This is a genomic window from Lelliottia nimipressuralis, assembly GCF_004402045.1.
Classification (GTDB): domain Bacteria; phylum Pseudomonadota; class Gammaproteobacteria; order Enterobacterales; family Enterobacteriaceae; genus Enterobacter; species Enterobacter chinensis.
In genome coordinates, this window is record NZ_SOMG01000016.1 from 16,335 (window position 1) to 36,842 (window position 20,508).

Consider the following 20,508-nt stretch of genomic DNA (forward strand, 5'->3'; position numbering starts at 1 on the left):
TATATGTCATCATGCTTACAGACGTTCAAGGGGGTTTAGTAACTTAGCTTCAGCCAAATGGTCAGGAGCAAAGTGTGCATACCGCATCGTAACTTTGATATCCGTATGCCCTAATATCCGCTGAAGCACAAGAACATTACCCCCGTTCATCATGAGATGAGATGCGAAGGTGTGTCGCAAGACGTGTGTTAACTGTCCAGTAGGTGTCTCGATGCCTGCACGTTGCATACCCTTTCTAAATGCGGAGTAACAAGGTTTAAAGAGCAATTGCGCTTTCCTGCTTGATGGCAGTTCAGCCTGCAACTTTTCAGTTATCGGCACCGCTCGGTTTTTCTTGCCTTTAGTTTTTACATAGATGATCTGGCCTTCTCGGATTTGGTTTCCCTTCAACCCTTCCGCTTCACTCCACCGTGCTCCAGTTGCTAGGCAGATTTTTACAATGGTAGTTAGGTCTTTGGAGCGGCTGTTCTCGCATTCAGAGAGGAGGGTTCTTATTTCCTCAATGGTGAGATATGTCATTTCCGATTCACTGATTTTAAACTCTCGAACATTTTCTAGCGGATTGGGTGCAGTCCATTCATCCAATCGTCGCAGCTCATTAAACATCGCCCGGAAGTAAGCCAATTCTAAATTCACCGTACGTGGTGTTACCGCCTTAACTCGACTTGAACGAGTGATTTTGCCACTTAGCCGCTGCTCACGGTATGACGCGAAAATCTTCGCGTTGAATTCGGTAGCAAGTGGATTTCCCATTGCCTCACAGGCGAAAGCCATAGTGGTTCGTCGCTTTTGGCCATCCGCCAACGTGATGCCATGCGTGTTAAACCATAATTCAACCAGCTCAATTACCCGACGTTTATCTGTTTTCTCTCCCAGCCACGGTTTGTCGTGAGCCTGATCTCTCACAAATTTCTCATAAGACTATGCTTCGCCTTTGGTGGCAAATTGACGGCGTATTCTTTTGCCGTCACGGCCACTAGGGAAAATCTGTACCTGCCACTTTCCGTTTGGTAACTTGCTTGTCGCCATAATATTACTTAAAAATCCAGATCTTCTGTTATAAATTCCAAATCAGGAGATTCTTTTTCAAAGAAAGTAAGTTTGTTTTTATTTTTAAAAACGTGACACAGTTTTCCTGATGGGTCTTTATCCATCCCTACATAATCACCTAGAAATTCGCCTGCTTTAAAGTATGAGTTTTTATAGTATGCATCTCGCTTATAAGTATTGATTTGATACAAGAAAGACTCCCCCGTTTTTGTTGGGCCATCCATCAGCTTTATTATTTTTTGTGGTGAGAGTTGTTTATCTGATAGACTATTAAAACGACTGTTTAAATCGTTGATTGCATCTAAGATAAGTGTGTCAGTTGAACTTAAAATTGTCTTTTCACCAACTTGTGCTGGTTGTATTTTCAGTAGTTGAACAATTGAATTTACATCACTTTCATCAGCAGCCGAAGTAGATTTTAACGCCTTTTCGATTGATGATATGTTATTAAATGCATTATCGATTCTAAGACTAATGTCATATTCACAATATCTAAAGGCCTGAACATCAAAAGGGCTTATAGTTTTGTCATCTTTAATTAAAACTGTTTTCTTATTGAAAGCCTGCCTTAGCCCAAGTTCATACATAACGTTAGGGTTTCTTCCGCTTAAATCACAGATGGCAATATCACATTCAACAATTCTTCTCAAAATATCAAGTACGATTAAATTTGAACTACTAACCTCATCAGCCCTAATGGGAGAGAACCCTGCTTTTTCACAGGCAGGTTTGATGATATGGCTATAGACTCTATCAAAGTGGCGTGTCTCATAACCATTCATATCCGCGATTGGCATTATTACGAAACATGTCTTAAGAGATTCTGAACTCGTGTTTTCAGCAACAACTGAGGCGGATATCTCTTCATTTCTTTCAACGCTACTGTCCATTCTAGATTCCTTTATAAAAACTCAGTCTTGGCAACAACCTTTCCAAGAACTTTAATATCATCTGCTTTGCATTCAAATGATGCTTTGCCATTCTCTACATGAATGCGTCTGCCGGGAAAACGGTACAACTCTTTAACGCTAATGAGCTTATCAATCTCGATAAGCCACAGCCCATCAGTGATCTCAGCGGTAGTCATATCTACTAGGTAATTTTGCTTCTCGAAATGTACTAACAGAGGTGCTTTTACATCACTTGGTAAGAGCTGAGCGTCATAGTCAACCCAATCCGATGATGAAAACTTTCCATTTGTGATTTTTTTTAGTTCGATTTTGGTTGGTGTTTCATCTTGCTTTGTGATGTTCGAATCACCGCGACCATACGTCAGCCACTCTAATGAAGTGCCTGTTTCCATCGAACAAATCAGAATCCAATCAGCAGGAAAATTCCCACGCATTATGCGGTTAGCCATCGTGCTCTGTGACACATCTAAATGGCGGCACAGCGCTTGTCGGGATGAAAAGCCATATGCTTGAACGATACGCTCAATGGGTTCTTTTCCACCCTTTGGTAAAGCTGGTGCTTTACGATTCGTAAAATATTTCGTTGAGCTTTCCAATTTGTGATCCTAATATTCACTTATCGTATCAAGACATGTTTAATAGTGATAAATAGAGTTGGCTAGAACTCAACAGAGGATAGTGCATCATGACCCGTAAACTTTCAATGCGTCCATCAATCAATCTCGTAATTTCTGAACCGTACATCACTGTCGAAGAGTTTTGCCGCCGTAACGATCTGTGTGATCTCAGCCTCAATCTGCAGCTCACGGAGCGTGTGATTGTCAGCACAGACGGCACCGTATCGAGCGTTGAAGCGGTGCCGGAACCCGACGTACCCGAAGAAATGTGGACGGTGAAACGTGGATGACCTGCAGAGGGTGGATGACTGGCTGGCGGCCCTGCTGGCGAATCTGGAACCGGCAGCCCGCAACCGTATGATGCGACAACTGTCGCAGGAGTTGCGCCGGTCGCAACAGCAAAACATCAGGCTGCAGCGCAATCCAGACGGCACCGCCTTTGAGGCGCGCCGGGTGACGACCAGAAGTAAAAAGGGGCGCATCAAGCGCCAGATGTTCGCCAAATTGCGCACCACTAAATATCTTAAAACAGACGCCACTTCGGACTCTTCCAGCGTGTATTTTGATGGAAAGGTCCAGCGTATTGCCCGTGTTCATCATTACGGCTTACGTGATAAGGTAAGTCGCCATAGTTTTAAAGTGAAATACCCGCAACGACGTCTTCTTGGCGTAAATAAAGATATGGCAGTTTTGGTTCGAAACACACTGATGTACTGGCTAGTTTAGTACTTCAGTGTGTTGTAAATTGAAGTCTATTGGTTGAATATGAAATTAATGATATTTTCAGGGGTGAGGGTGGTGTTTCTTTTATCAATTTTTTGAAGGTGCATTTTATATTTCATTTCAACGCTTCGGAAACCTTGTGCCACAGAAAGTATCTCTACCGGATGGGAGGATAGCTTTATTAAAGAGTTAATGATTGTGTCTAAGTAGATATGGGCATGTTCAACTAAAATATTTGTTTTCGATGGGGTTTGCCCTGTGTGAACTATTAAGTTTCTTGTTCTATAAATTCTCTTTATTTGCCAATTAATTCTTTCTGCATGGTTTTTGAGTGCTTGAGAAATAGTTTCAGTTGAGGATATTAAGTTGCTAATATATTCAAATCTCTCTTTCAATAATGGGAATTGTGCTAATTCTATCTTAAACTGATTGATGCTAGGGGCGTGTTCTTGAGAAACAATAAGAATCACTAGTGATTTAGCTATGTCGTCATTTCCAATCAGTCTTAGAAGAGACATAGTGCGTGGGTAGTTCCATCGTTGCAAATCTTTTATAAGGTTTCTTACTAGGTCTTCAATGTAATTTAGGTTTAAAAATGGTATAACTGAATTAACTATATGTTCTATTGTGGATTGATCTTCTTTTTTAGATTCGTCAGGGATGAGTGATTCGATAGCAATCCATAAATTTAGAAGCTGGTTTTCAACAGCATTTGTCCGGAGTGCCATTGAATGTAATTGTGCGCTTCTTATAAACTTATTGAAAGAATCCTCACGCATTCTGAAGTTGTTCATGAATTCTTCAAGTCTTCTGCTTGCGTATTCTTGAACCAGATCTTTACAGCGGTGCATTGGGTTGATGCTATTTTTTATATTGAAAATTTCCCTGCGCTCATTCACTACAATATTCTCTGCAGACCATGATGCTTCTTGTTTATGATGATAGAGTGATAGCAAAGTTGATGCTAGTTTTAAGTTTCTTTCAGCTTTCCTTCTTGCAGTAAATGGATCAAGTGCTTTAACTTGCTTAACTAAAATAGTTCGTTGCTCATGGTTATCGAAAAATTCTTGTTCATTGATATGTTCTGGAGTTGCAAGAACAACCTCAATTTCTAATTGTGATAAGCATGGAGTGATGTAGCTAAATGATTTATCAGCATTAAAATAAACAGAATATGTTTGAGTCTTTGTGGGGATATTTTCTAGAAACGGAATAATCTCTTGATTTGAACTAATTTCTCGTTCTCTTTGGAAGAAGTGTTTCTTTAAACTTTCCATTAAATATTCCTGACTCAGGCCTTTGGATATAAAATGGGTAATTAATAGTCTTGTAAGTCTTCGGATCTTATCGGGATTGTATTCTGAAGTTATTGTAGAACAAAGTTCACTGATGAGTCTGTTTTCATAATTACCAATATTAAGGTGTACCTTCAGTAACTCAAGAGTTATCTTCAGATTTTTATTTCCTAACGGATTGTTGTTAAGTTGATCTAAAAATGAACCTAAAGGAGTTTTTAGAAGGCTGACTGCGATATCATCATTTTTAATGTTTTTGGTTAACTCGTCAATGACATGGGATATGTGTGCGGGACTTATGCTACCTTTTTCAATATCATCGATAGTTGATATTGCCTCTATACATAAACTTGGTGTGTTCATTATAGAGGGTTTATACGTACTATGGGTGTAATCAAAGAGAAGTTCCTCCATTAACTCGGTAAAATAAATAAGTGAAGTGCATTTTTCAATATTGCTCCAATTATGTAGTCTTCTAAATTTCATTTTAAAACCTTATTTTTTGAGCCTTAAATACATTTTTTGCACATTGTTTGTTGCGTCATACAAACACGGTTTGTTTGTGACCTCAAGTGTTTGATTGAAAATTGGAGAATGAACGCACAACTAACCGAAATCATGCGTCTTATCACCAACCTGATCCGCACTGGAACCGTAACCGAAGCGGACCGGGAAAACTGGCTGTGCCGGGTGAAAGTGGGCGAGCTTGAAACCAACTGGATTAACTGGCTGACACTGCGCGCATGGTGCCCGTCGCCGGATTGTAAGCACACCCGTTTTAGTTCCACGCACTTTTTGAGATTTCCGGTGTTTCAGCCATCAGCCGGTACTCTTCCGGCGTCAGGTTGTTCAGGGATTCATGAGGCCGTTCGCTGTTATATTCAGCCACCCAGCGCTCTGTAATTTCCCGTGCTTCATTCAGCGTTCTGAATAAATAAAAATCCAGTATTTCTGTCCGGTAGGTCCGGTTAAAACGTTCGATAAACGCATTCTGTGTTGGCTTGCCAGGTTTGATAAATTCCAGTATCACTCCATGCTCTTCTGCCCACTGCGCCAGCGAAATGAGTTCCGGGCTGTTGTCCATCCGCAGTTTCAGCGGATAACCCCGGTTTGCCACGATCCTTTCCAGCACCCTGACCACCCGCTGTGCCGGGATATTCAGATCGATTTCAATTGCCAGCGCTTCGCGGTTAAAGTCATCCACCACATTGAAGGTCCTGAAGCGTCTGCCGCAGACCAGCGCATCGTGCATAAAATCGATGGACCAGCTCTGGTTCATCGCCTCCGGCGTTGCCAGCGGAGCCGGATTACGTACCGGCAGGCGCTGTTTTCCCTTACGGCGAAAATTCAGTTTCAGCAGGCAGTAAATACGGTGAACTCTTTTATGATTCCAGCTATTGCCCTGCCTGCGAAGGACCTGAAAAAGCTTTTTAAATCCGTATCGCGGATAGCGTTCAGCCGCCACGGTCAGAGCCATAATCACCGGTTCATCACGTCGCGTATCCGGCTGATAACGAAATACCGTCCTGCTCAGCGACAATGTCCTGCAGGCCTGGCGTAAGCTCATGGCAAACTGCGCGATCAGATAGCTGACCAGCTCACGCTTTATCGCTGGTGTTAAAGCTTTTTTTCGATGACGTCTTTCAGGGCCCGGCATTCAAGGCTGAGATCAGCAAACATCTGTTTGAGGCGCCGGTTCTCATCCTCCAGGTCTTTCATCTTTTTGATCTCAGAGGCTTCCATCCCGCCAAACTTCGCTTTCCAGTTGTAATAGCTGGCCTCAGAAATACCGGCTTCACGGCAGACATCCTTGACGGTACGTCCGGCTTCGACGGACTTCAGAACGGCAATGATCTGGTGTTCGGTGAATCGGGCTTTACGCATGGTGATCTCCTCAGGGGAAATAATCAGTATGTCGGAAGATCTCTAAAAGTGAATGGTCCGGTTTACCGGGATGCTTACACAAAGGCGTGAAGCTGATAAGCCTGTGTGAAGGTTTCGACCTGAGCACACCAGCCGGGCAAATGATGCTTCATATGATGGCGGGCTTTGCGGAAATGGAGAAAAGTATTATTGCAGAACGCCGTGAAGCTGGCATTGCCCGTGCTAAAGCCGAAGGGGGGCATTGTGGCCGCCCGCAGTTTGAACACGGTGATCTGATTGCTAGCCTGTGGTCAAAAGGATTGAGTTACCCGCAGATTGCGGCGGAGCTGGCTGGGCGTGGTATTACTGCCGGAAAAACTACTATTTATAGGTTCAAAAAATGAATTGTTTATGGAGTTATTGGGGCTTTAATTAAGCCCCTGCTATTGCCTGAGTAAATTAACTATTCTGGTAGTTTTTCTAAAATACTGCTGAGAAACTGAAACTCATAACTACAACTGATTTCAATCATTTTTCTCAGTTCTGCTTCATCATCAGTATGCTTTCCTAAACTGAGGTAATAGTTTTTCTCTTCAAAAGTAGTATAAATAATCCAATGTCCTGTCATTTCCCTGTCAGACGACCGCCTCATGTAGTGTTCTGTGACTACTTGATGGGCAATTTTTTTTGCATCTTCCTCAGTCAAGTAGTGGGTTACTCCTGTACGTTCTGATTCATCCAAAATCTCTTGCAAGTAAGGAATTCCGTATTTCTGCAAGGAGTTACGTAGATTTTGAGCCATTGAGGGAACACCAACTCCCTGATAGTGCTTATGCCACAGGCCTTTTAGATAAGGTTTACGGTTGAACATTTTTGGTGGCTTAGTGTGACTTCCTCCATGTAAAGGCTTGCCTTCTAAACAAAGAATTTCATGACAAATGCGGAAAGGATCTTCAGTCCTAGACATAAAGGCCGTATAGATTTGCATTACTAAAAGTGAACTAAATCTATCAAGAATATCGGGGGTGATACCAGTAATTGTGATTACACTTAAGACATCTTCAGTTATGTCCTTATCTCCAGACATTATCTTGTTAATGCGGGACATTTTCACTTCCTTACTTGTAGGGTTTGTCGCTAATTTTTGATCAGTGAATGTCATTAATCTATGTGTAAAAGTGCGATCTAAGCGCTAACAGTGAGAATGGATGAAAATTTACATCCATTGTTATGAATGCTTCATGCCATTCTTACTCAAATAAAAATAAAATGAATAAGGTATAAAACATTGATTTTTATTTTTATTGTGAGGTTTTATGTTAAATAAATTATTCAGCAAACTTATAAATAGGCGTGCTGATAAGGCATCTCCTTCAGATTTGATTTTCACGGATAATGAAGCCGCTTTTTTCTATGCGTGCATTTATCTGGATTGCAGTCTGAAAAAAAACGCCCCACTAATCGCTCTTGTAATGCCTGGACCGAATGGAACAGATCCTGTGTGCACAGAATCTGGCATCCAACGCATGATTTTGAGGGTATCCTCAAACGATGGGGGGTTTATGGTTGTTGCAGAAACATCCGGTCCAAGGGGGCCGAAGCTGAATATAGGTGATTTGGTGAGTTGGATTCCACTTACTTATATTGAGAGCCTGTGCCAGGAAGACACTGATAGTCGTTTTGCATGGTGCGGGCTAGTGACTGGAAAGTTAAAACCTATATTGTCCCCTACGGGGTGGGTTGGTGAGAAGAGCTTTGGTGTATGACGTAGTCGTACCCACCAGTTTTAAATACTGGTGGGTACGACCAGCATCATAGAACGATTCGGTTCTCTCTTAAAAAATCCTCTACATCCATGCCAAGCGATTCCGCGATCTCCTGGTAATATTCTCTCAGCAATGCCTTTTTGGTGTGTTCGTCCGTTGTCACCATTTCAATAACACTTACGGTGGTATCGCCGGGCAGGGTGTTAAGGTAGTGCCCGAAAGCCAGGTTAATTTGTTCGCTTATAAACTGGTTTCTTTCCAGCCCCAGTGCCGCCGCTTCGTGATCAGCTTCTCTTTCAGTCTGCCGGATATGGGCGGGGTTAGCGTCAACAAAAAGTTTACGCAGTTCTGCAAAACAATCATTCCGTGTTTTCACTGTGTGTGTCCTCTGAAAAAAAATAATTACGTTATGCCAGAGGTAAAGCAATGTCGGAGCAAAATAGTTACTTCTGAGTCACCAATCTACCCTTACTACGGTATCCCCGAAGTATCCCCGATAAAAAGTAAAAGGGCCGGAGATTTCTCTCCAGCCCTTGGTATATCTGGTGGCCCCTGCTGGACTTGAACCAGCGACCAAGCGATTATGAGTCGCCTGCTCTAACCACTGAGCTAAGGGGCCGTGGCGGTGAATTATAAAGTAACTCCCCGCAGCAATCCAGCCATTCACACCTGCCTGCTGTTTTTATAAACAACGCATAATCAATCCTTTATACTTCACTCACGATGTATCGATCGGGAGTAAAGATGATCAACGATATTCTGGCCCCTGGCCTGAGGGTTGTGTTCTGCGGAATTAACCCAGGCAAGTCCTCGGCGCACACCGGCTTTCACTTCGCCCATCCGGGCAATCGCTTCTGGAAGGTGATCTACCAGGCTGGGTTTACCGACAGGCTACTCAAGCCCGAAGAGGAGCAGCATCTGCTGGATACGCGCTGCGGGATCACCATGCTGGTCGAGCGGCCTACGGTGCAGGCGAGCGAGGTTAACCTGCATGAGCTGCGAAGCGGCGGGAGAGAGCTGGTCAAAAAGATAGAAGATTATCAGCCGGCCGCGCTGGCGATCCTCGGTAAGCAGGCCTACGAGCAGGCGTTCAGCCAGCGCGGGGCGCAGTGGGGCAAGCAGGCCATCACCATCGGCGTGACGCAGGTGTGGGTGCTGCCGAATCCGAGTGGGCTCAACAGGGCGACGCTGGATAAGCTGGTGGAGGCGTATCGGGAACTCGATGAGGCGCTGATGGTGCGGGGGCTTTAGGGGCCTCTGCAGCCTGATGCCCTGACCCTCAGCCCACAGGGAGAGGGAATAAACAAAAAAAAAGCTCCCGGTTGGGAGCTTTTTCACTGTCAGGACTGATTAATCGTCCAGGAAGCTACGCAGCACTTCAGAGCGGCTTGGATGACGCAGCTTACGCAGCGCCTTCGCTTCGATCTGACGGATACGTTCGCGGGTCACGTCGAACTGTTTACCCACTTCTTCCAGCGTGTGGTCGGTGTTCATATCAATACCGAAACGCATACGCAGTACTTTCGCTTCACGGGCGGTCAGGCCAGCCAGCACGTCGTGCGTTGCAGCACGCAGGCTCTCGGTGGTGGCAGAGTCCAGCGGCAACTCGAGGGTGGTATCCTCGATGAAATCACCCAGATGCGAATCTTCATCATCACCGATTGGTGTTTCCATGGAGATTGGCTCTTTGGCGATCTTCAGCACTTTACGGATCTTGTCTTCCGGCATCAGCATGCGCTCGGCCAGCTCTTCCGGCGTCGGCTCGCGGCCCATCTCCTGCAGCATCTGGCGGGAAATACGGTTGAGCTTGTTGATGGTCTCAATCATATGCACCGGAATACGGATGGTGCGCGCCTGATCCGCGATAGAGCGGGTGATAGCCTGACGGATCCACCAGGTTGCGTAGGTGGAGAACTTGTAGCCACGACGGTATTCAAACTTATCTACCGCTTTCATCAGACCGATGTTGCCTTCCTGAATCAGATCCAGGAACTGCAGACCACGGTTGGTGTATTTCTTGGCGATAGAGATAACCAGACGCAAGTTCGCTTCAACCATCTCTTTCTTCGCACGGCGGGCTTTCGCTTCACCGATGGACATACGACGGTTGATATCTTTAACCTGCTCGATGGTCAGGCCAGTCTCTTCTTCAATCTGATGCAGTTTCTGCAGGCCGCGATGCACATCGTCCTTCACGTCGTGCAGTTTTTCAGACCACGGCTTGTTCATCGCGATAGCCGCGTTGAACCAGGTTTCGCTGGTTTCGTTGCCGGTGAAGAGGGTGATGAAGTTCTTCTTCGGCATTTTGCACTGCTCAACGCACAGCTTCATGATGATGCGTTCCTGGGTACGTACGCGATCCATCATCACGCGCATGCTGTTTACCAGGTAGTCGAACTGTTTTGGCACCAGGCGGAACTGTTTGAACACTTCAGACAGTTTCAGGATCTCTTCCTGAGCGGCGGCATGGCTGCGGCCTTTCGCTTTGATGGTGTCACGCGTCACTTCGTACTGGGTACGCAGTTCGGCAAACTTCTCACGCGCCAGCTCCGGGTCGATGCTGTTGTCATCATCCGCGGTGTCGTCGTCACTCTCTTCCTCATCTTCGTCTTCGTCATCATCCATCTCTTCCTGAGACAGTTCAGAACCGACGTGAGTGGCGGTAGGCGCCATATCTTCTTCAGCGTTCGGGTCGACAAAACCGGTGATCAGGTCAGACAGGCGCGCTTCTTCCGCTTCAACGCGATCGTACTGCTCAAGCAGATAGGTGATCGCTTCCGGGTACTCGGCAACAGAGCACTGAACCTGGTTGATCCCGTCTTCGATGCGTTTTGCGATGTCAATTTCGCCTTCGCGGGTCAACAGTTCAACGGTACCCATTTCGCGCATGTACATGCGGACCGGGTCAGTAGTACGCCCGATTTCAGATTCCACGCTGGACAGTACCTGTGCAGCAGCTTCTTCCGCATCTTCGTCAGTGTTGTTGGAGGTTTCAGCCAGCAACAGATCATCGGCATCCGGTGCTTCTTCCATCACCTGAATGCCCATGTCATTGATCATTTGGATGATGTCTTCGATTTGATCTGAATCGACGATATCTTCCGGCAGATGGTCATTGACCTCGGCATAGGTCAGATAGCCTTGCTCCTTACCACGTTGGACAAGAAGTTTCAGCTGTGACTGCGGGTTTTGCTCCATAAGACGGTATCCACACTTAATTCGTTTGATTGGTGTCGGCGATGGGGCTACCAACATTTAAAGCGAGGGCGTACTTATATTTTTGCCGCTGCCTCTCAGTGCGGCTGCCGGGGGCTTCCCGATCGATATTCGGCACTTAAGCCGTTAAATACTGTTGTCTTTGACTTATTTCTTCGCCAGTTCCTGGTTAATCATCCAGAGCTCCCGGCGTTCTTCGCTGCTTAAACCGTGTGTGCGCTCGCGAGCAATCAACTCTTCCTGGCGCAGCTCAAGCATCGAATCAAACATATGGTTGAGTGAGTCGGTGAACGTTTTTTCTGCAATGTCCTTATCTGCTATATCGTCCCACATCGACAATTTTTCAAGGGTAGCGGCTTCTTTTGTGCCGCGATAATGCTCTAAAAGTTGTCCGGTGGTCAGACCTGGCTGAGACAAACAAGTGTTGACCAGTTCTGAAAATAAGCCAAGTCCGGGCAATTTTTCGTGGTTCAAACCCGCCAGCGACGGCACCTGAGGTGCAAGCTCGGGGTTTTGTACCAGCAACCCTATCAGTATACGCATGGTTGTGCGTTTTAGCTGAGGCGCGGCGCGAACCGTGCCGTTTTCAGCGTGTTTAGGCATTAAACGTTCAAGCTGGCTGTCATCCAGAATGCCGAGCTTGTTGCCTAATTCCTGACGCAGATAGATGCGCAGCGTTTCGCCGGGCACCTGGCTGATTAACGGCAGCGCCAGCGTACTGAGCTGCGCGCGCCCGTCAGGAGTACTCAAATCGACCTGCGGCATCAGGCTGTTAAACAAAAACGTGGAGAGCGGCTGTGCCTGCTCCATCCGCGCTTCAAACGCCGCTTTGCCCTCTTTACGCACCAGCGTATCCGGGTCTTCACCATCGGGCAGGAACATAAAGCGTAGCTGACGGCCGTCGGTCATATACGGCAGCGCGGTTTCCAGCGCTCGCCAGGCGGCGTCGCGTCCGGCGCGGTCTCCGTCGTAACAACAAATCACGTTGTTGGTCACGCGGAACAGCAGCTGGATATGATCCGCCGTGGTGGACGTACCTAACGACGCAACCGCGTAGTTGATGTCGTACTGCGCCAGCGCCACGACGTCCATATAGCCTTCGACGACCAGCAGACGCGGAGGTTCCGCATTATCCTGCTGCGCCTCATAAAGACCGTACAGCTGACGGCCCTTATGGAAAATATCGGTTTCCGGGGAGTTGAGGTACTTCGGCAGGGCATCACCCAGCACGCGACCACCAAAACCAATTACCCGGCCACGCTTGTCGCGGATCGGGAACATCACCCGTTCGCGGAAGCGGTCGTAGCTTCGTCCCTGGTCGTTGGTGACCAGCATGCCTGCATCGATAAGAGACTTACGATCTTCGCTATTGCCGCCAAAACGCTTTAACACGTTGTCCCAGCCGGGCGGGGCGTAACCAATAGCGAAACGCGCAATGACATCGTCGCTCAGTCCGCGCTTGTTCAGATACTGACGCGCAGGCTCAGCCGCAGAGTGCTTAAGAGACTGTTGGTAAAACGAATTCAGGCCATCCATCAGTTGATACAGCGTTTGCCGTTGATGGCGCTCGATCTGACTTGGCCCACTGCCTGCTTCATACGGCACTTCAAGGTTATGCATCGCCGCCAGCTCTTCGACGGTTTCAACGAACTCGAGCTTGTCGTAGTTCATCAAAAAATCGACGGCATTACCGTGTGCGCCACAGCCGAAGCAATGGTAGAACTGCTTTTCACCGTTTACGGTGAAGGAGGGGGTTTTTTCGTTATGGAACGGACAGCACGCATGGTAGTTCTTGCCCTGCTTTTTTAGCTTTACCCGCGCGTCGATGAGATCGACGATGTCGGTTCTGGCAAGCAGGTCATTGATGAAAACGCGTGGGATTCTTCCGGCCATATGCCCCAAAATTTTAAGCGACTTATAAACGAAAACAAGCCGCGCATTCCTTCCGGAAGCACGGCCTTACGACTATTACTCTGTCTGTCAATTGAGGGCTTTGGCCCTCAACCAATTAGTACAGACGAGTACGGCGTGCGTTTTCGCGAGCCAGTTTCTTCGCGTGACGTTTCACAGCGGAAGCTTTAGCGCGCTTACGTTCGGTCGTTGGTTTTTCATAAAACTCACGACGACGAACTTCAGCCAGAACACCTGCTTTCTCGCATGAACGTTTGAAGCGACGCAGTGCTACGTCGAACGGCTCGTTTTCACGTACTTTAATTACCGGCATGTAACTCTCACCTTTAATAAATTCGGTTTGCCGCTGGCATCAACGCCAGCTTATTTCAAAATGGTGCGGAATTTTACTGCAAATGCTGCTGCTTTGTAAAGCACCGATGCGATTTTGAAAGGGACTTTAATAAGGGTGAGGAGTATACACGAGCCTTCTTCCTGGGGCGAACAAAGTTTTACATCAACCCGCCCAGGCTCTACACTGCGCGGTATTGAAACGAGGTAAAACAAGTCATGCGTGTACTGGGTATTGAAACATCCTGCGATGAAACCGGCATCGCCATTTACGACGACGAAAAAGGCCTTCTGGCCAACCAGCTGTATAGTCAGGTGAAATTGCACGCTGACTACGGCGGCGTCGTGCCTGAACTGGCCTCTCGTGACCATGTGCGTAAAACGGTTCCCCTGATTCAGGCGGCGCTGAAAGAGGCCGGGTTGAGTTCAAACGATATTGATGCCGTGGCCTACACCGCGGGTCCGGGCCTGGTCGGCGCGCTGCTGGTCGGCGCTACGGTTGGTCGTTCGCTGGCCTTCGCGTGGGATGTTCCGGCCATTCCGGTTCACCATATGGAAGGGCATCTTCTGGCGCCGATGCTGGAAGAGAATCCGCCTGAGTTTCCGTTTGTGGCGCTGCTGGTCTCCGGCGGTCATACGCAGCTGATTAGCGTTACGGGCATTGGCAAGTACGAGCTGCTGGGTGAGTCGATCGACGATGCCGCCGGCGAAGCGTTCGACAAAACCGCCAAGCTGCTGGGGCTGGATTACCCGGGTGGCCCGATGCTGTCAAAAATGGCGTCGCAGGGAACGGAAGGGCGCTTTGTCTTCCCGCGCCCGATGACCGACCGTCCAGGGCTGGATTTCAGCTTCTCCGGGCTGAAAACCTTCGCGGCCAATACTATCCGCAATAATGACGACAGCGAGCAGACCCGTGCTGATATCGCCCGTGCGTTCGAAGATGCGGTAGTCGATACGCTGATGATCAAGTGCAAGCGCGCGCTGGATCAGACCGGCTTTAAGCGTCTGGTGATGGCCGGTGGCGTGAGCGCTAACCGCACGCTGCGCGCGAAGCTTGCCGAGATGATGCAAAAGCGTCGCGGAGAAGTGTTCTATGCCCGTCCGGAGTTCTGTACCGATAACGGGGCGATGATCGCCTACGCCGGGATGGTGCGCCTGAATGCGGGTGCAACGTCCGACCTGAGCGTGTCCGTGCGTCCGCGCTGGCCGCTGGCGGAACTGCCGGAGGCGTGAGTTTTTGCCCGGTGGCGCTGCGCTTACCGGGCCTACAACATCCACATGTGCCAACGTGCAATAACCCGCACTACACCCGCAACATCCCTTTCTCTTCCAGAAACGCAATTATCGTCGCTAAACCGTCACCCGCCTTCAGGTTGGTAAACGTCCACGGACGCTCGCCGCGCATGCGGTTGGTATCGCGCTCCATCACCTCCAGCGAAGCACCCACATACGGCGCAAGATCGGTTTTGTTGATCACCAGAAAATCGGATTTGGTGATCCCCGGTCCGCCCTTGCGGGGGATTTTTTCCCCTTCGGCCACGTCAATCACGTAAATGGTCAGATCCGCCAGCTCCGGGCTGAAGGTCGCGCTCAGGTTGTCGCCGCCGCTTTCAACGAAGATCAGATCCAGATTGCCGAACTTCTCGCTGAGCGCTTCCACTGCCGCGAGGTTCATCGAGGCATCTTCGCGGATGGCGGTATGCGGGCAGCCGCCGGTCTCCACGCCGACGATGCGCTCCGGCTCCAGGGCTCCCGCTTCGGTCAGGATGCGCTGATCCTCTTTGGTGTAGATGTCATTCGTTACCACCGCCAGGTGATACGTGTCGCGCATTGCCTTGCAGAGCGCTTCCAGCAGTGCGGTTTTGCCCGACCCTACCGGGCCGCCCACGCCAACGCGCAGGGGATGTTTGTAATCAGCCATGTTGCTTCCTCAGGAACGGAATAGTCGTGAATATTGTGTTTCGTGCCGCGCAGAGGCGATGGCGGACAGCGGCGTAGCAGCCCCCAGCGCGTCATCACTGCGCAAAAATGCTTGTTCAAAACCCGCGGCAAAATGGTCGCTCAGCGCGATAATCAGCTGCTGTGCGGCCTGTTGCCCAAACGGCACCAGCTTGACGCCCGCCATCACCGCGCTCTCAATCCAGCTGTAGCCCAGGCTCAGAGCCAGCTCGCGCACGCTAATGCCCCAGCGTGCGCCGAGCCACGCCATGCCGCAGAGCTGGCTTTGCAGACACAGCGCTAACCACGCGGGCGAACAGTCAGGCTCCCAGCTTTTGATGAGACGCGTAAAGGCCGCTCCACGGTTGCGCTCCTCGTCGCGCAGCTCGCGCGTTTCCCGGCAGGCGAGCAGCCAGGACGTCCAGCGCGTGGCCGCCGGCAGATCGTCCTGCACGCAGGCCTGGCAGAGACGGTGAAACAGCGGCAGATCGACGCAGAAAAAGCTCTGCTCCATCTGCTGGATTTGCCAGAGTTTAAAGGCCTCGGCGTCGGTAACCCAGCCTGCTTCAACAGCCCATTCCAGCCCCTGCGACCAGGTAAACGACCCAACCGGCAGGCTGCTGCTCGAGAGCTGCATCAGGCGCAGCCACTGGCGGGAGCGTTCCATCAGCTCATCAACGCCAGAAGGGCAGAGACGATCAGCCCGCCGCCGAAGGTTTTACGCAGGCCGTCGTGACGGCGCAGCAGCAATCCTGCGGCGAAACTGACGCACAGCACCGTGGCGCTGGCGAGCATAAACCCGCTGGTGAAGAGCCAGAAGCTATGGCCGGACATCTCCACGCCGTGCGCCCAGCCGTGGAACATCGCCAGCGCGGGCACTGCCAGCAGCAGACGGTTTTCGGTTTTAAACATCATCACGCCGCAGACCGCCAGCGAGGCGATAATCAGCATCTCCATGCCGCTAAAGCCGCCGAGCAGGCTGCCCGCAACGGCGCCGACAAGCATCATCCCGAGGGTGGCAAACGGCAGCAGGAGTTTGCGACCGCTCAGCGCCGAGAGCACGCCTGCGCCCGCCAGCATCAGCAGGTGATCGAGCCCGGTCAGCGGGTGGAGAAAACCGGCCTGAAAGCTGTCGGCGCCGTGGCCGGGGTGGGCGAGCGCCGGAACGGAAAAGGCCAGAAGCAGCAGAGGTAAATACTTACGCATGATTAATCCTTAATGTGAATGAGCGTGAGAGTGGCTGTGGGCATCGCTGGTGTAAGCGCCCGCTTCCGGTTCAAACGGCAGGCTGGCGTAGGCCACTTCCAGCCCGAACTGGCGCAGCATGTCGTCGAGAACGTGATCGTGGTGATAGCGCAGCTCGCCGGGCATGATCTGCAGCGGCACGTGGCGGTTGCCCAGGTGGTAGCAGGCGCGGGCGAGCAGGAACGGATCGGCGCAGCGCACCACGGAGACGGACTCCGGGGCGGCGATCACTTCGATCACTTCGCTGCCGTCGTCGGTGGTTAGCAGATCGCCCCCGCGCAGCAGCAGGCCGCGCGGCAGCATCAGCCCGGCTTCGCGGCCGTCGTTGAGCGATACGCGGGCGCGGCTTTTCACCCGCACGTCAATCGGCAGCGTGACGCTGGCGGTAATCGGGTGCGCATGGTCCAGGCGTTGGGTTAAATAGATCATCATCACTCCTCAAAACAGGAAATAGCGTTGCGCCATCGGCAGAACGTCAGCCGGTTCGCTGGTAATCAGTTCGCCGTCGACGCGCACCTCGTAGGTTTGCGAATCGACGGTGATATTCGGCTGCAGGCCGTTGTGGATCATGTCCGCTTTTTTGACCGTCCGGCAGCCTTTCACCACCGCCGTGGCGCTCTGCAGGTTAAGCCGTTGCGGGATGCCGTTGGCACTGGCGGCCTGCGAGACAAACGTCAGCCGGGTGGCGTGGCGCGCGGCACCCAGCGCGCCAAACATCGGGCGATAATGCACCGGCTGCGGCGTGGGAATAGAGGCGTTGATATCGCCCATCGGCGCGCAGGCGATCATCCCGCCCTTGACGATGGTGGCGGGTTTGACGCCGAAGAACGCCGGGGACCAGACCACTAAATCCGCCAGCTTGCCCGCCTCGATGGAACCCACTTCATGGGCGATGCCGTGCGTCAGCGCCGGGTTAATGGTGTATTTGGCGACATAGCGCTTCACGCGGAAATTGTCGTTTTCGCCAGTCTCTTCCGGCAGGGCGCCGCGCTGGACCTTCATGCGGTGCGCCACCTGCCAGGTGCGGATAATCACTTCCCCTACGCGGCCCATTGCCTGAGAGTCTGACGAGGTGAGTGAAAACGCGCCGATATCGTGCAGCACGTCTTCGGCGGCGATGGTTTCCCGGCGAATGCGCGATTCGGCAAAGGCGACATCTTCGGCGATATCCGGATCGAGGTGATGACACACCATCAGCATGTCGAGATGCTCGTCGATGGTATTCACCGTGTAGGGCAGCGTCGGGTTGGTGGAAGAGGGCAGAATATTCGGGTGTGCGCAGGCGGTAATAATATCCGGCGCATGGCCGCCGCCCGCCCCTTCGGTGTGAAAGGTGTGGATGGTGCGCCCGCCAATGGCGGCCAGCGTGTCTTCCACAAATCCGGACTCGTTCAGCGTGTCGCTGTGCAGCGCCACCTGAATATCCATCTCTTCAGCCACCTCCAGCGAGCAGTTGATTGCCGCAGGCGTCGCGCCCCAGTCTTCGTGGATCTTCAGCCCAATGGCGCCGGCTGCGATTTGCTCGCGCAGGGCCTCCGGGTTTGAACCGTTGCCCTTGCCGAGCAGGCCGATATTGACCGGCAAGGTATCAGCAGCCTGTAGCATGCGGGCGATATACCACGGCCCCGGCGTGCAGGTGGTGGCGTTGGTGCCCGCCGCGGGCCCGGTACCGCCGCCGATCATGGTCGTGACGCCGGAGACCAGCGCCTCTTCCGCCTGTTGCGGGCAGATCCAGTGGATGTGGGTGTCGATCCCGCCGGCGGTGACGATCTTCCCTTCGGCGGCGATCGCTTCCGTCGCGGCGCCAATTGGGATCGTTACGCCGGGCTGAATATCCGGGTTACCGGCTTTACCGACGGCAAAGATCCGCCCGTTCTTCACGCCGATATCGGCCTTTACGATCCCCCAGTGATCGACGATCAGCGCGTTGGTCAGCACCAGATCCACGCAGTCGTCTGCGGTCATCTGCCCCTGACCCATGCCGTCGCGGATCACTTTCCCGCCGCCGAACTTGACCTCTTCACCGTAGATCGTGAGATCGTCTTCCACTTCGATCCACAGCTCGCTGTCGGCCAGCCGCACTTTATCGCCGGTGGTAGGGCCGAACATATCGGCGTAAGCCTGGCGCGAAATCTCAGCCATTTTTCACCTCTCCCATTACCTCGCCGCGAAAACCGACTATGCGCTGCGCCCCTGTAACCTGTACCAGCGTCACTTCGCGCTTCTGGCCGGGTTCAAAACGTACGGCGGTGCCCGCCGGAATATTCAGCCGGTAGCCTTTGGTGGTTTCCCGGTTAAACTTCAGCGCCGGGTTGACCTCGTAAAAGTGGTAGTGCGATCCGACCTGGATCGGCCGGTCACCGTGGTTTTCGACGATGACGCGCCGGGTTTCTCGCCCGACGTTGAGGGCGATATTGCCGGGCTTGATCTGGTATTCGCCTGGGATCATCACGCGCTCCTTAGACGATCGGGTTGTGGACGGTGACGAGCTTGGATCCGTCCGGGAAGGTCGCTTCGACCTGAATATTCGGGATCATCTCCGGCACGCCCTCCATCACCTGGTCGCGCGTCAGAACGTGGCGGCCCGCTTCCATCAGTGAGGCGACGGTTTCGCCATCGCGCGCGCCTTCCATAATGAAAGCGCTGATCAGCGCGACCGATTCCGGGTAATTGAGCTTTACCCCGCGCGCAAGGCGGCGTTCGGCAACCAGCGCGGCGGTGAACAGCAACAGCTTGTCTTTTTCTCTGGGGGTCAGTTCCATAACGTTTCTCTTATGTCTGCCAGATACGCGGCGAACAGGCGGTTTTTGTGGTGAGAAGCGGGCGAAGCGACTGCCAGATGTCGCGCATCACCCGCTGACAAATCAGGTTATCGTGGGAGAGAAAACGCACCGACAGCAGATCGTCAGTGAGCGTTGCGCCGGCAAAGGTACCCAGCGGGGCGAGCAGTTCGCGCACCGTGTCGAGGTGCGCTTCCCCGGCTGGATAAAACAGCAGCGTGCCAAGCCACGGATGCCCGGCAACGGGCGTGAGATCGCCGTCGCTGAGATGCTGGCGCTCAATCAGGCGCGGCGCGTCGTCGACCCAGACCTCAAGACGGCTCTCCAGCGTGCCGTGGCTGAAGGTCTCATCGATCACCGGGCGCCCCAGGCAGTACAGCTCCCACGCCAGCAGCGTGCTGGACGCCTTCAGGTGGAAGATGGAACGCAGCGCGGCATTCGCGCCGGGAAAGACAATGGTGTCCTGCGGCAGCCACTCGAGCGTGGAGCCATCATCGAGATAAAAGTGCTGATTAAGGCGTGCCAGCGGGCCGCTGCTGCGATAGAACTTGCTGGCGCCGGGCATGGTGATGAGCGCGTGGCTGTTGGCGTCCAGCCGGACAGAAATATCCAGCGTATCGCCGCCCACAACGCCACCAGGTGGGTGCAGCAGATAGAGATGGCAGGTTTCACCTTCTGGATAAAACGGACGCTGAACGGTAAGCGGCCCGAGGTGATGAGCAGAGTGCAGGAGGGTTTTCTCAGGGGTATGACAAAACTGCAGGGCAAGCGACGCCTGCCAGCCTTTATACGTATTATCAGTGACCTGAGCTGCTAACATGCTGCATCCATCTGCTCATCATCGGGGTCGTTTCAGTATGCCC

The 20,508-nt window shown here is 51.4% G+C and carries 21 protein-coding genes, 1 tRNA gene and 3 pseudogenes; 6 read left to right on the forward strand and 19 right to left on the reverse strand.

Features of this window, described 5'->3' with window-relative positions; translation table 11 throughout:
- Positions 1–15: 15 nt before the first annotated feature.
- From E3U32_RS10170 to E3U32_RS10180, 3 genes and pseudogenes are all read right to left on the reverse strand, one after another.
- A pseudogene (locus tag E3U32_RS10170) lies at positions 16–1,029 on the reverse strand (phage integrase).
- 8 nt (positions 1,030–1,037) lie between these two features.
- Complete coding sequence (locus E3U32_RS10175; protein WP_134348688.1) at positions 1,038–1,940, reverse strand: hypothetical protein; 903 nt, start codon at positions 1,938–1,940, stop codon at positions 1,038–1,040.
- Positions 1,941–1,951: 11 nt separating this feature from the next.
- A complete protein-coding gene (locus E3U32_RS10180; protein ID WP_134348689.1) occupies positions 1,952–2,557 on the reverse strand; it encodes a phage repressor protein CI in 606 nt (201 codons plus the stop codon).
- A gap of 164 nt (positions 2,558–2,721) precedes the next feature.
- Here E3U32_RS10180 and E3U32_RS10185 point away from each other — a divergent pair.
- Both E3U32_RS10185 and E3U32_RS10190 read left to right on the forward strand, forming a co-directional pair.
- Positions 2,722–2,868, forward strand: a pseudogene (locus E3U32_RS10185) (phage tail protein); the annotation flags it as partial.
- Complete coding sequence (locus E3U32_RS10190; RefSeq protein WP_134348690.1) at positions 2,861–3,304, forward strand: phage virion morphogenesis protein; 444 nt, start codon at positions 2,861–2,863, stop codon at positions 3,302–3,304. The pseudogene E3U32_RS10185 and the gene E3U32_RS10190, both read left to right, overlap by 8 nt.
- Before the next feature lie 26 nt (positions 3,305–3,330).
- Here E3U32_RS10190 and E3U32_RS10195 read toward each other — a convergent pair whose 3' ends face one another.
- A complete protein-coding gene (locus E3U32_RS10195) occupies positions 3,331–5,082 on the reverse strand; it encodes a hypothetical protein (protein WP_134348692.1) in 1,752 nt (583 codons plus the stop codon).
- Between the two features lie 108 nt (positions 5,083–5,190).
- On the opposite strand from E3U32_RS10195, the pseudogene E3U32_RS10200 reads away from it, so the two are divergent.
- Positions 5,191–5,358 (forward strand): annotated as a pseudogene (locus tag E3U32_RS10200) (phage baseplate assembly protein V); the annotation flags it as partial.
- Between the two features lie 16 nt (positions 5,359–5,374).
- On the opposite strand, the gene E3U32_RS10205 reads toward E3U32_RS10200, so the two are convergent.
- Positions 5,375–6,480, reverse strand: a protein-coding gene (locus E3U32_RS10205; RefSeq protein ID WP_134348694.1) for an IS3 family transposase whose coding sequence is annotated in 2 segments (ribosomal slippage) — positions 5,375–6,219 and positions 6,219–6,480 — 1,107 coding nt in all. Because the reading frame shifts where the segments join, the coding sequence is not laid out codon by codon here.
- Positions 6,481–6,566: 86 nt separating this feature from the next.
- On the opposite strand from E3U32_RS10205, the gene E3U32_RS10210 reads away from it, so the two are divergent.
- Positions 6,567–6,863, forward strand: coding sequence for a recombinase family protein (locus E3U32_RS10210; RefSeq protein WP_435659343.1), 297 nt, complete (start codon positions 6,567–6,569; stop codon positions 6,861–6,863).
- Positions 6,864–6,922: 59 nt separating this feature from the next.
- On the opposite strand, the gene E3U32_RS10215 is transcribed toward E3U32_RS10210, so the two are convergent.
- From E3U32_RS10215 to E3U32_RS10225, 3 genes are all read right to left on the reverse strand, one after another.
- Entirely contained in the window at positions 6,923–7,567 is a 645-nt protein-coding gene (locus E3U32_RS10215) for a hypothetical protein (protein ID WP_134348696.1), read from the reverse strand.
- A gap of 704 nt (positions 7,568–8,271) precedes the next feature.
- A complete protein-coding gene (locus tag E3U32_RS10220; RefSeq protein ID WP_134348698.1) occupies positions 8,272–8,601 on the reverse strand; it encodes a DUF6388 family protein in 330 nt (109 codons plus the stop codon).
- 167 nt (positions 8,602–8,768) lie between these two features.
- Positions 8,769–8,844, reverse strand: a tRNA-Ile gene (locus E3U32_RS10225).
- 125 nt (positions 8,845–8,969) lie between these two features.
- On the opposite strand from E3U32_RS10225, the gene mug reads away from it, so the two are divergent.
- Positions 8,970–9,476, forward strand: a complete 507-nt coding sequence (gene mug / locus E3U32_RS10230; protein WP_059310567.1) for a G/U mismatch-specific DNA glycosylase — start codon at positions 8,970–8,972, stop codon at positions 9,474–9,476.
- Positions 9,477–9,575: 99 nt separating this feature from the next.
- Here the strand turns inward: mug and rpoD are convergent, their stop codons facing one another.
- The 3 genes from rpoD to rpsU form a co-directional block, all read right to left on the reverse strand.
- Positions 9,576–11,423 (reverse strand): RNA polymerase sigma factor RpoD, encoded by a 1,848-nt coding sequence (gene rpoD / locus E3U32_RS10235; RefSeq protein ID WP_023309228.1) that lies wholly within the window; start codon positions 11,421–11,423, stop codon positions 9,576–9,578.
- Between the two features lie 165 nt (positions 11,424–11,588).
- Entirely contained in the window at positions 11,589–13,334 is a 1,746-nt protein-coding gene (dnaG, locus tag E3U32_RS10240) for a DNA primase (RefSeq protein WP_134348700.1), read from the reverse strand.
- 115 nt (positions 13,335–13,449) lie between these two features.
- A complete protein-coding gene (gene rpsU, locus E3U32_RS10245; protein WP_001144069.1) occupies positions 13,450–13,665 on the reverse strand; it encodes a 30S ribosomal protein S21 in 216 nt (71 codons plus the stop codon).
- A 236-nt stretch (positions 13,666–13,901) separates the two neighbouring features.
- Between rpsU and tsaD the strand changes: the two genes are divergently transcribed.
- On the forward strand, positions 13,902–14,915 hold the full coding sequence (gene tsaD / locus E3U32_RS10250; RefSeq protein ID WP_029741753.1) for a tRNA (adenosine(37)-N6)-threonylcarbamoyltransferase complex transferase subunit TsaD: 1,014 nt from the start codon (positions 13,902–13,904) through the stop codon (positions 14,913–14,915).
- Between the two features lie 70 nt (positions 14,916–14,985).
- Here the strand turns inward: tsaD and ureG are convergent, their stop codons facing one another.
- Genes ureG through E3U32_RS10290 form a run of 8 tightly spaced genes read right to left on the reverse strand, consistent with a single transcriptional unit; the run spans position 14,986 to position 20,465 of the window.
- On the reverse strand, positions 14,986–15,603 hold the full coding sequence (gene ureG / locus E3U32_RS10255; protein WP_014071813.1) for an urease accessory protein UreG: 618 nt from the start codon (positions 15,601–15,603) through the stop codon (positions 14,986–14,988).
- A 9-nt stretch (positions 15,604–15,612) separates the two neighbouring features.
- On the reverse strand, positions 15,613–16,287 hold the full coding sequence (locus E3U32_RS10260) for an urease accessory protein UreF (RefSeq protein WP_134348702.1): 675 nt from the start codon (positions 16,285–16,287) through the stop codon (positions 15,613–15,615).
- A complete protein-coding gene (locus E3U32_RS10265; protein WP_134348704.1) occupies positions 16,287–16,826 on the reverse strand; it encodes a HupE/UreJ family protein in 540 nt (179 codons plus the stop codon). The genes E3U32_RS10260 and E3U32_RS10265 overlap by 1 nt, the downstream gene beginning before the upstream one ends.
- 9 nt (positions 16,827–16,835) lie before the next feature.
- Positions 16,836–17,294, reverse strand: coding sequence for an urease accessory protein UreE (gene ureE, locus E3U32_RS10270; protein WP_134348913.1), 459 nt, complete (start codon positions 17,292–17,294; stop codon positions 16,836–16,838).
- A gap of 9 nt (positions 17,295–17,303) precedes the next feature.
- Positions 17,304–19,007 (reverse strand): urease subunit alpha, encoded by a 1,704-nt coding sequence (gene ureC, locus E3U32_RS10275; RefSeq protein ID WP_134348706.1) that lies wholly within the window; start codon positions 19,005–19,007, stop codon positions 17,304–17,306.
- Positions 19,000–19,314: an urease subunit beta gene (locus tag E3U32_RS10280; protein WP_134348707.1), complete on the reverse strand. Its 315-nt coding sequence runs from the start codon at positions 19,312–19,314 to the stop codon at positions 19,000–19,002. The genes ureC and E3U32_RS10280 overlap by 8 nt, the downstream gene beginning before the upstream one ends.
- A gap of 10 nt (positions 19,315–19,324) precedes the next feature.
- The gene (locus E3U32_RS10285; RefSeq protein WP_134348708.1) at positions 19,325–19,627 is read right to left on the reverse strand and encodes an urease subunit gamma; all 303 of its coding nucleotides are present in this window, start codon (positions 19,625–19,627) and stop codon (positions 19,325–19,327) included.
- 10 nt (positions 19,628–19,637) lie between these two features.
- Complete coding sequence (locus E3U32_RS10290; protein WP_134348709.1) at positions 19,638–20,465, reverse strand: urease accessory protein UreD; 828 nt, start codon at positions 20,463–20,465, stop codon at positions 19,638–19,640.
- Positions 20,466–20,508: the final 43 nt, after the last annotated feature.

What these genes read in the sequence shown, in the direction of transcription:
- rpoD (WP_023309228.1), bottom strand. Translation starts at nt 11,423, where the DNA reads ATGGAGCAAAACCCGCAGTCACAGCTGAAACTTCTTGTCCAACGTGGT.
- dnaG (WP_134348700.1), bottom strand. Translation starts at nt 13,334, where the DNA reads ATGGCCGGAAGAATCCCACGCGTTTTCATCAATGACCTGCTTGCCAGA.
- E3U32_RS10290 (WP_134348709.1), bottom strand. Translation starts at nt 20,465, where the DNA reads ATGTTAGCAGCTCAGGTCACTGATAATACGTATAAAGGCTGGCAGGCG.
- E3U32_RS10260 (WP_134348702.1), bottom strand. Translation starts at nt 16,287, where the DNA reads ATGGAACGCTCCCGCCAGTGGCTGCGCCTGATGCAGCTCTCGAGCAGC.
- E3U32_RS10285 (WP_134348708.1), bottom strand. Translation starts at nt 19,627, where the DNA reads ATGGAACTGACCCCCAGAGAAAAAGACAAGCTGTTGCTGTTCACCGCC.
- E3U32_RS10280 (WP_134348707.1), bottom strand. Translation starts at nt 19,314, where the DNA reads ATGATCCCAGGCGAATACCAGATCAAGCCCGGCAATATCGCCCTCAAC.
- E3U32_RS10195 (WP_134348692.1), bottom strand. Translation starts at nt 5,082, where the DNA reads ATGAAATTTAGAAGACTACATAATTGGAGCAATATTGAAAAATGCACT.
- ureE (WP_134348913.1), bottom strand. Translation starts at nt 17,294, where the DNA reads ATGATCTATTTAACCCAACGCCTGGACCATGCGCACCCGATTACCGCC.
- E3U32_RS10215 (WP_134348696.1), bottom strand. Translation starts at nt 7,567, where the DNA reads ATGTCCCGCATTAACAAGATAATGTCTGGAGATAAGGACATAACTGAA.
- mug (WP_059310567.1), top strand. Translation starts at nt 8,970, where the DNA reads ATGATCAACGATATTCTGGCCCCTGGCCTGAGGGTTGTGTTCTGCGGA.
- ureG (WP_014071813.1), bottom strand. Translation starts at nt 15,603, where the DNA reads ATGGCTGATTACAAACATCCCCTGCGCGTTGGCGTGGGCGGCCCGGTA.
- E3U32_RS10265 (WP_134348704.1), bottom strand. Translation starts at nt 16,826, where the DNA reads ATGCGTAAGTATTTACCTCTGCTGCTTCTGGCCTTTTCCGTTCCGGCG.
- ureC (WP_134348706.1), bottom strand. Translation starts at nt 19,007, where the DNA reads ATGGCTGAGATTTCGCGCCAGGCTTACGCCGATATGTTCGGCCCTACC.
- rpsU (WP_001144069.1), bottom strand. Translation starts at nt 13,665, where the DNA reads ATGCCGGTAATTAAAGTACGTGAAAACGAGCCGTTCGACGTAGCACTG.
- E3U32_RS10175 (WP_134348688.1), bottom strand. Translation starts at nt 1,940, where the DNA reads ATGGACAGTAGCGTTGAAAGAAATGAAGAGATATCCGCCTCAGTTGTT.
- tsaD (WP_029741753.1), top strand. Translation starts at nt 13,902, where the DNA reads ATGCGTGTACTGGGTATTGAAACATCCTGCGATGAAACCGGCATCGCC.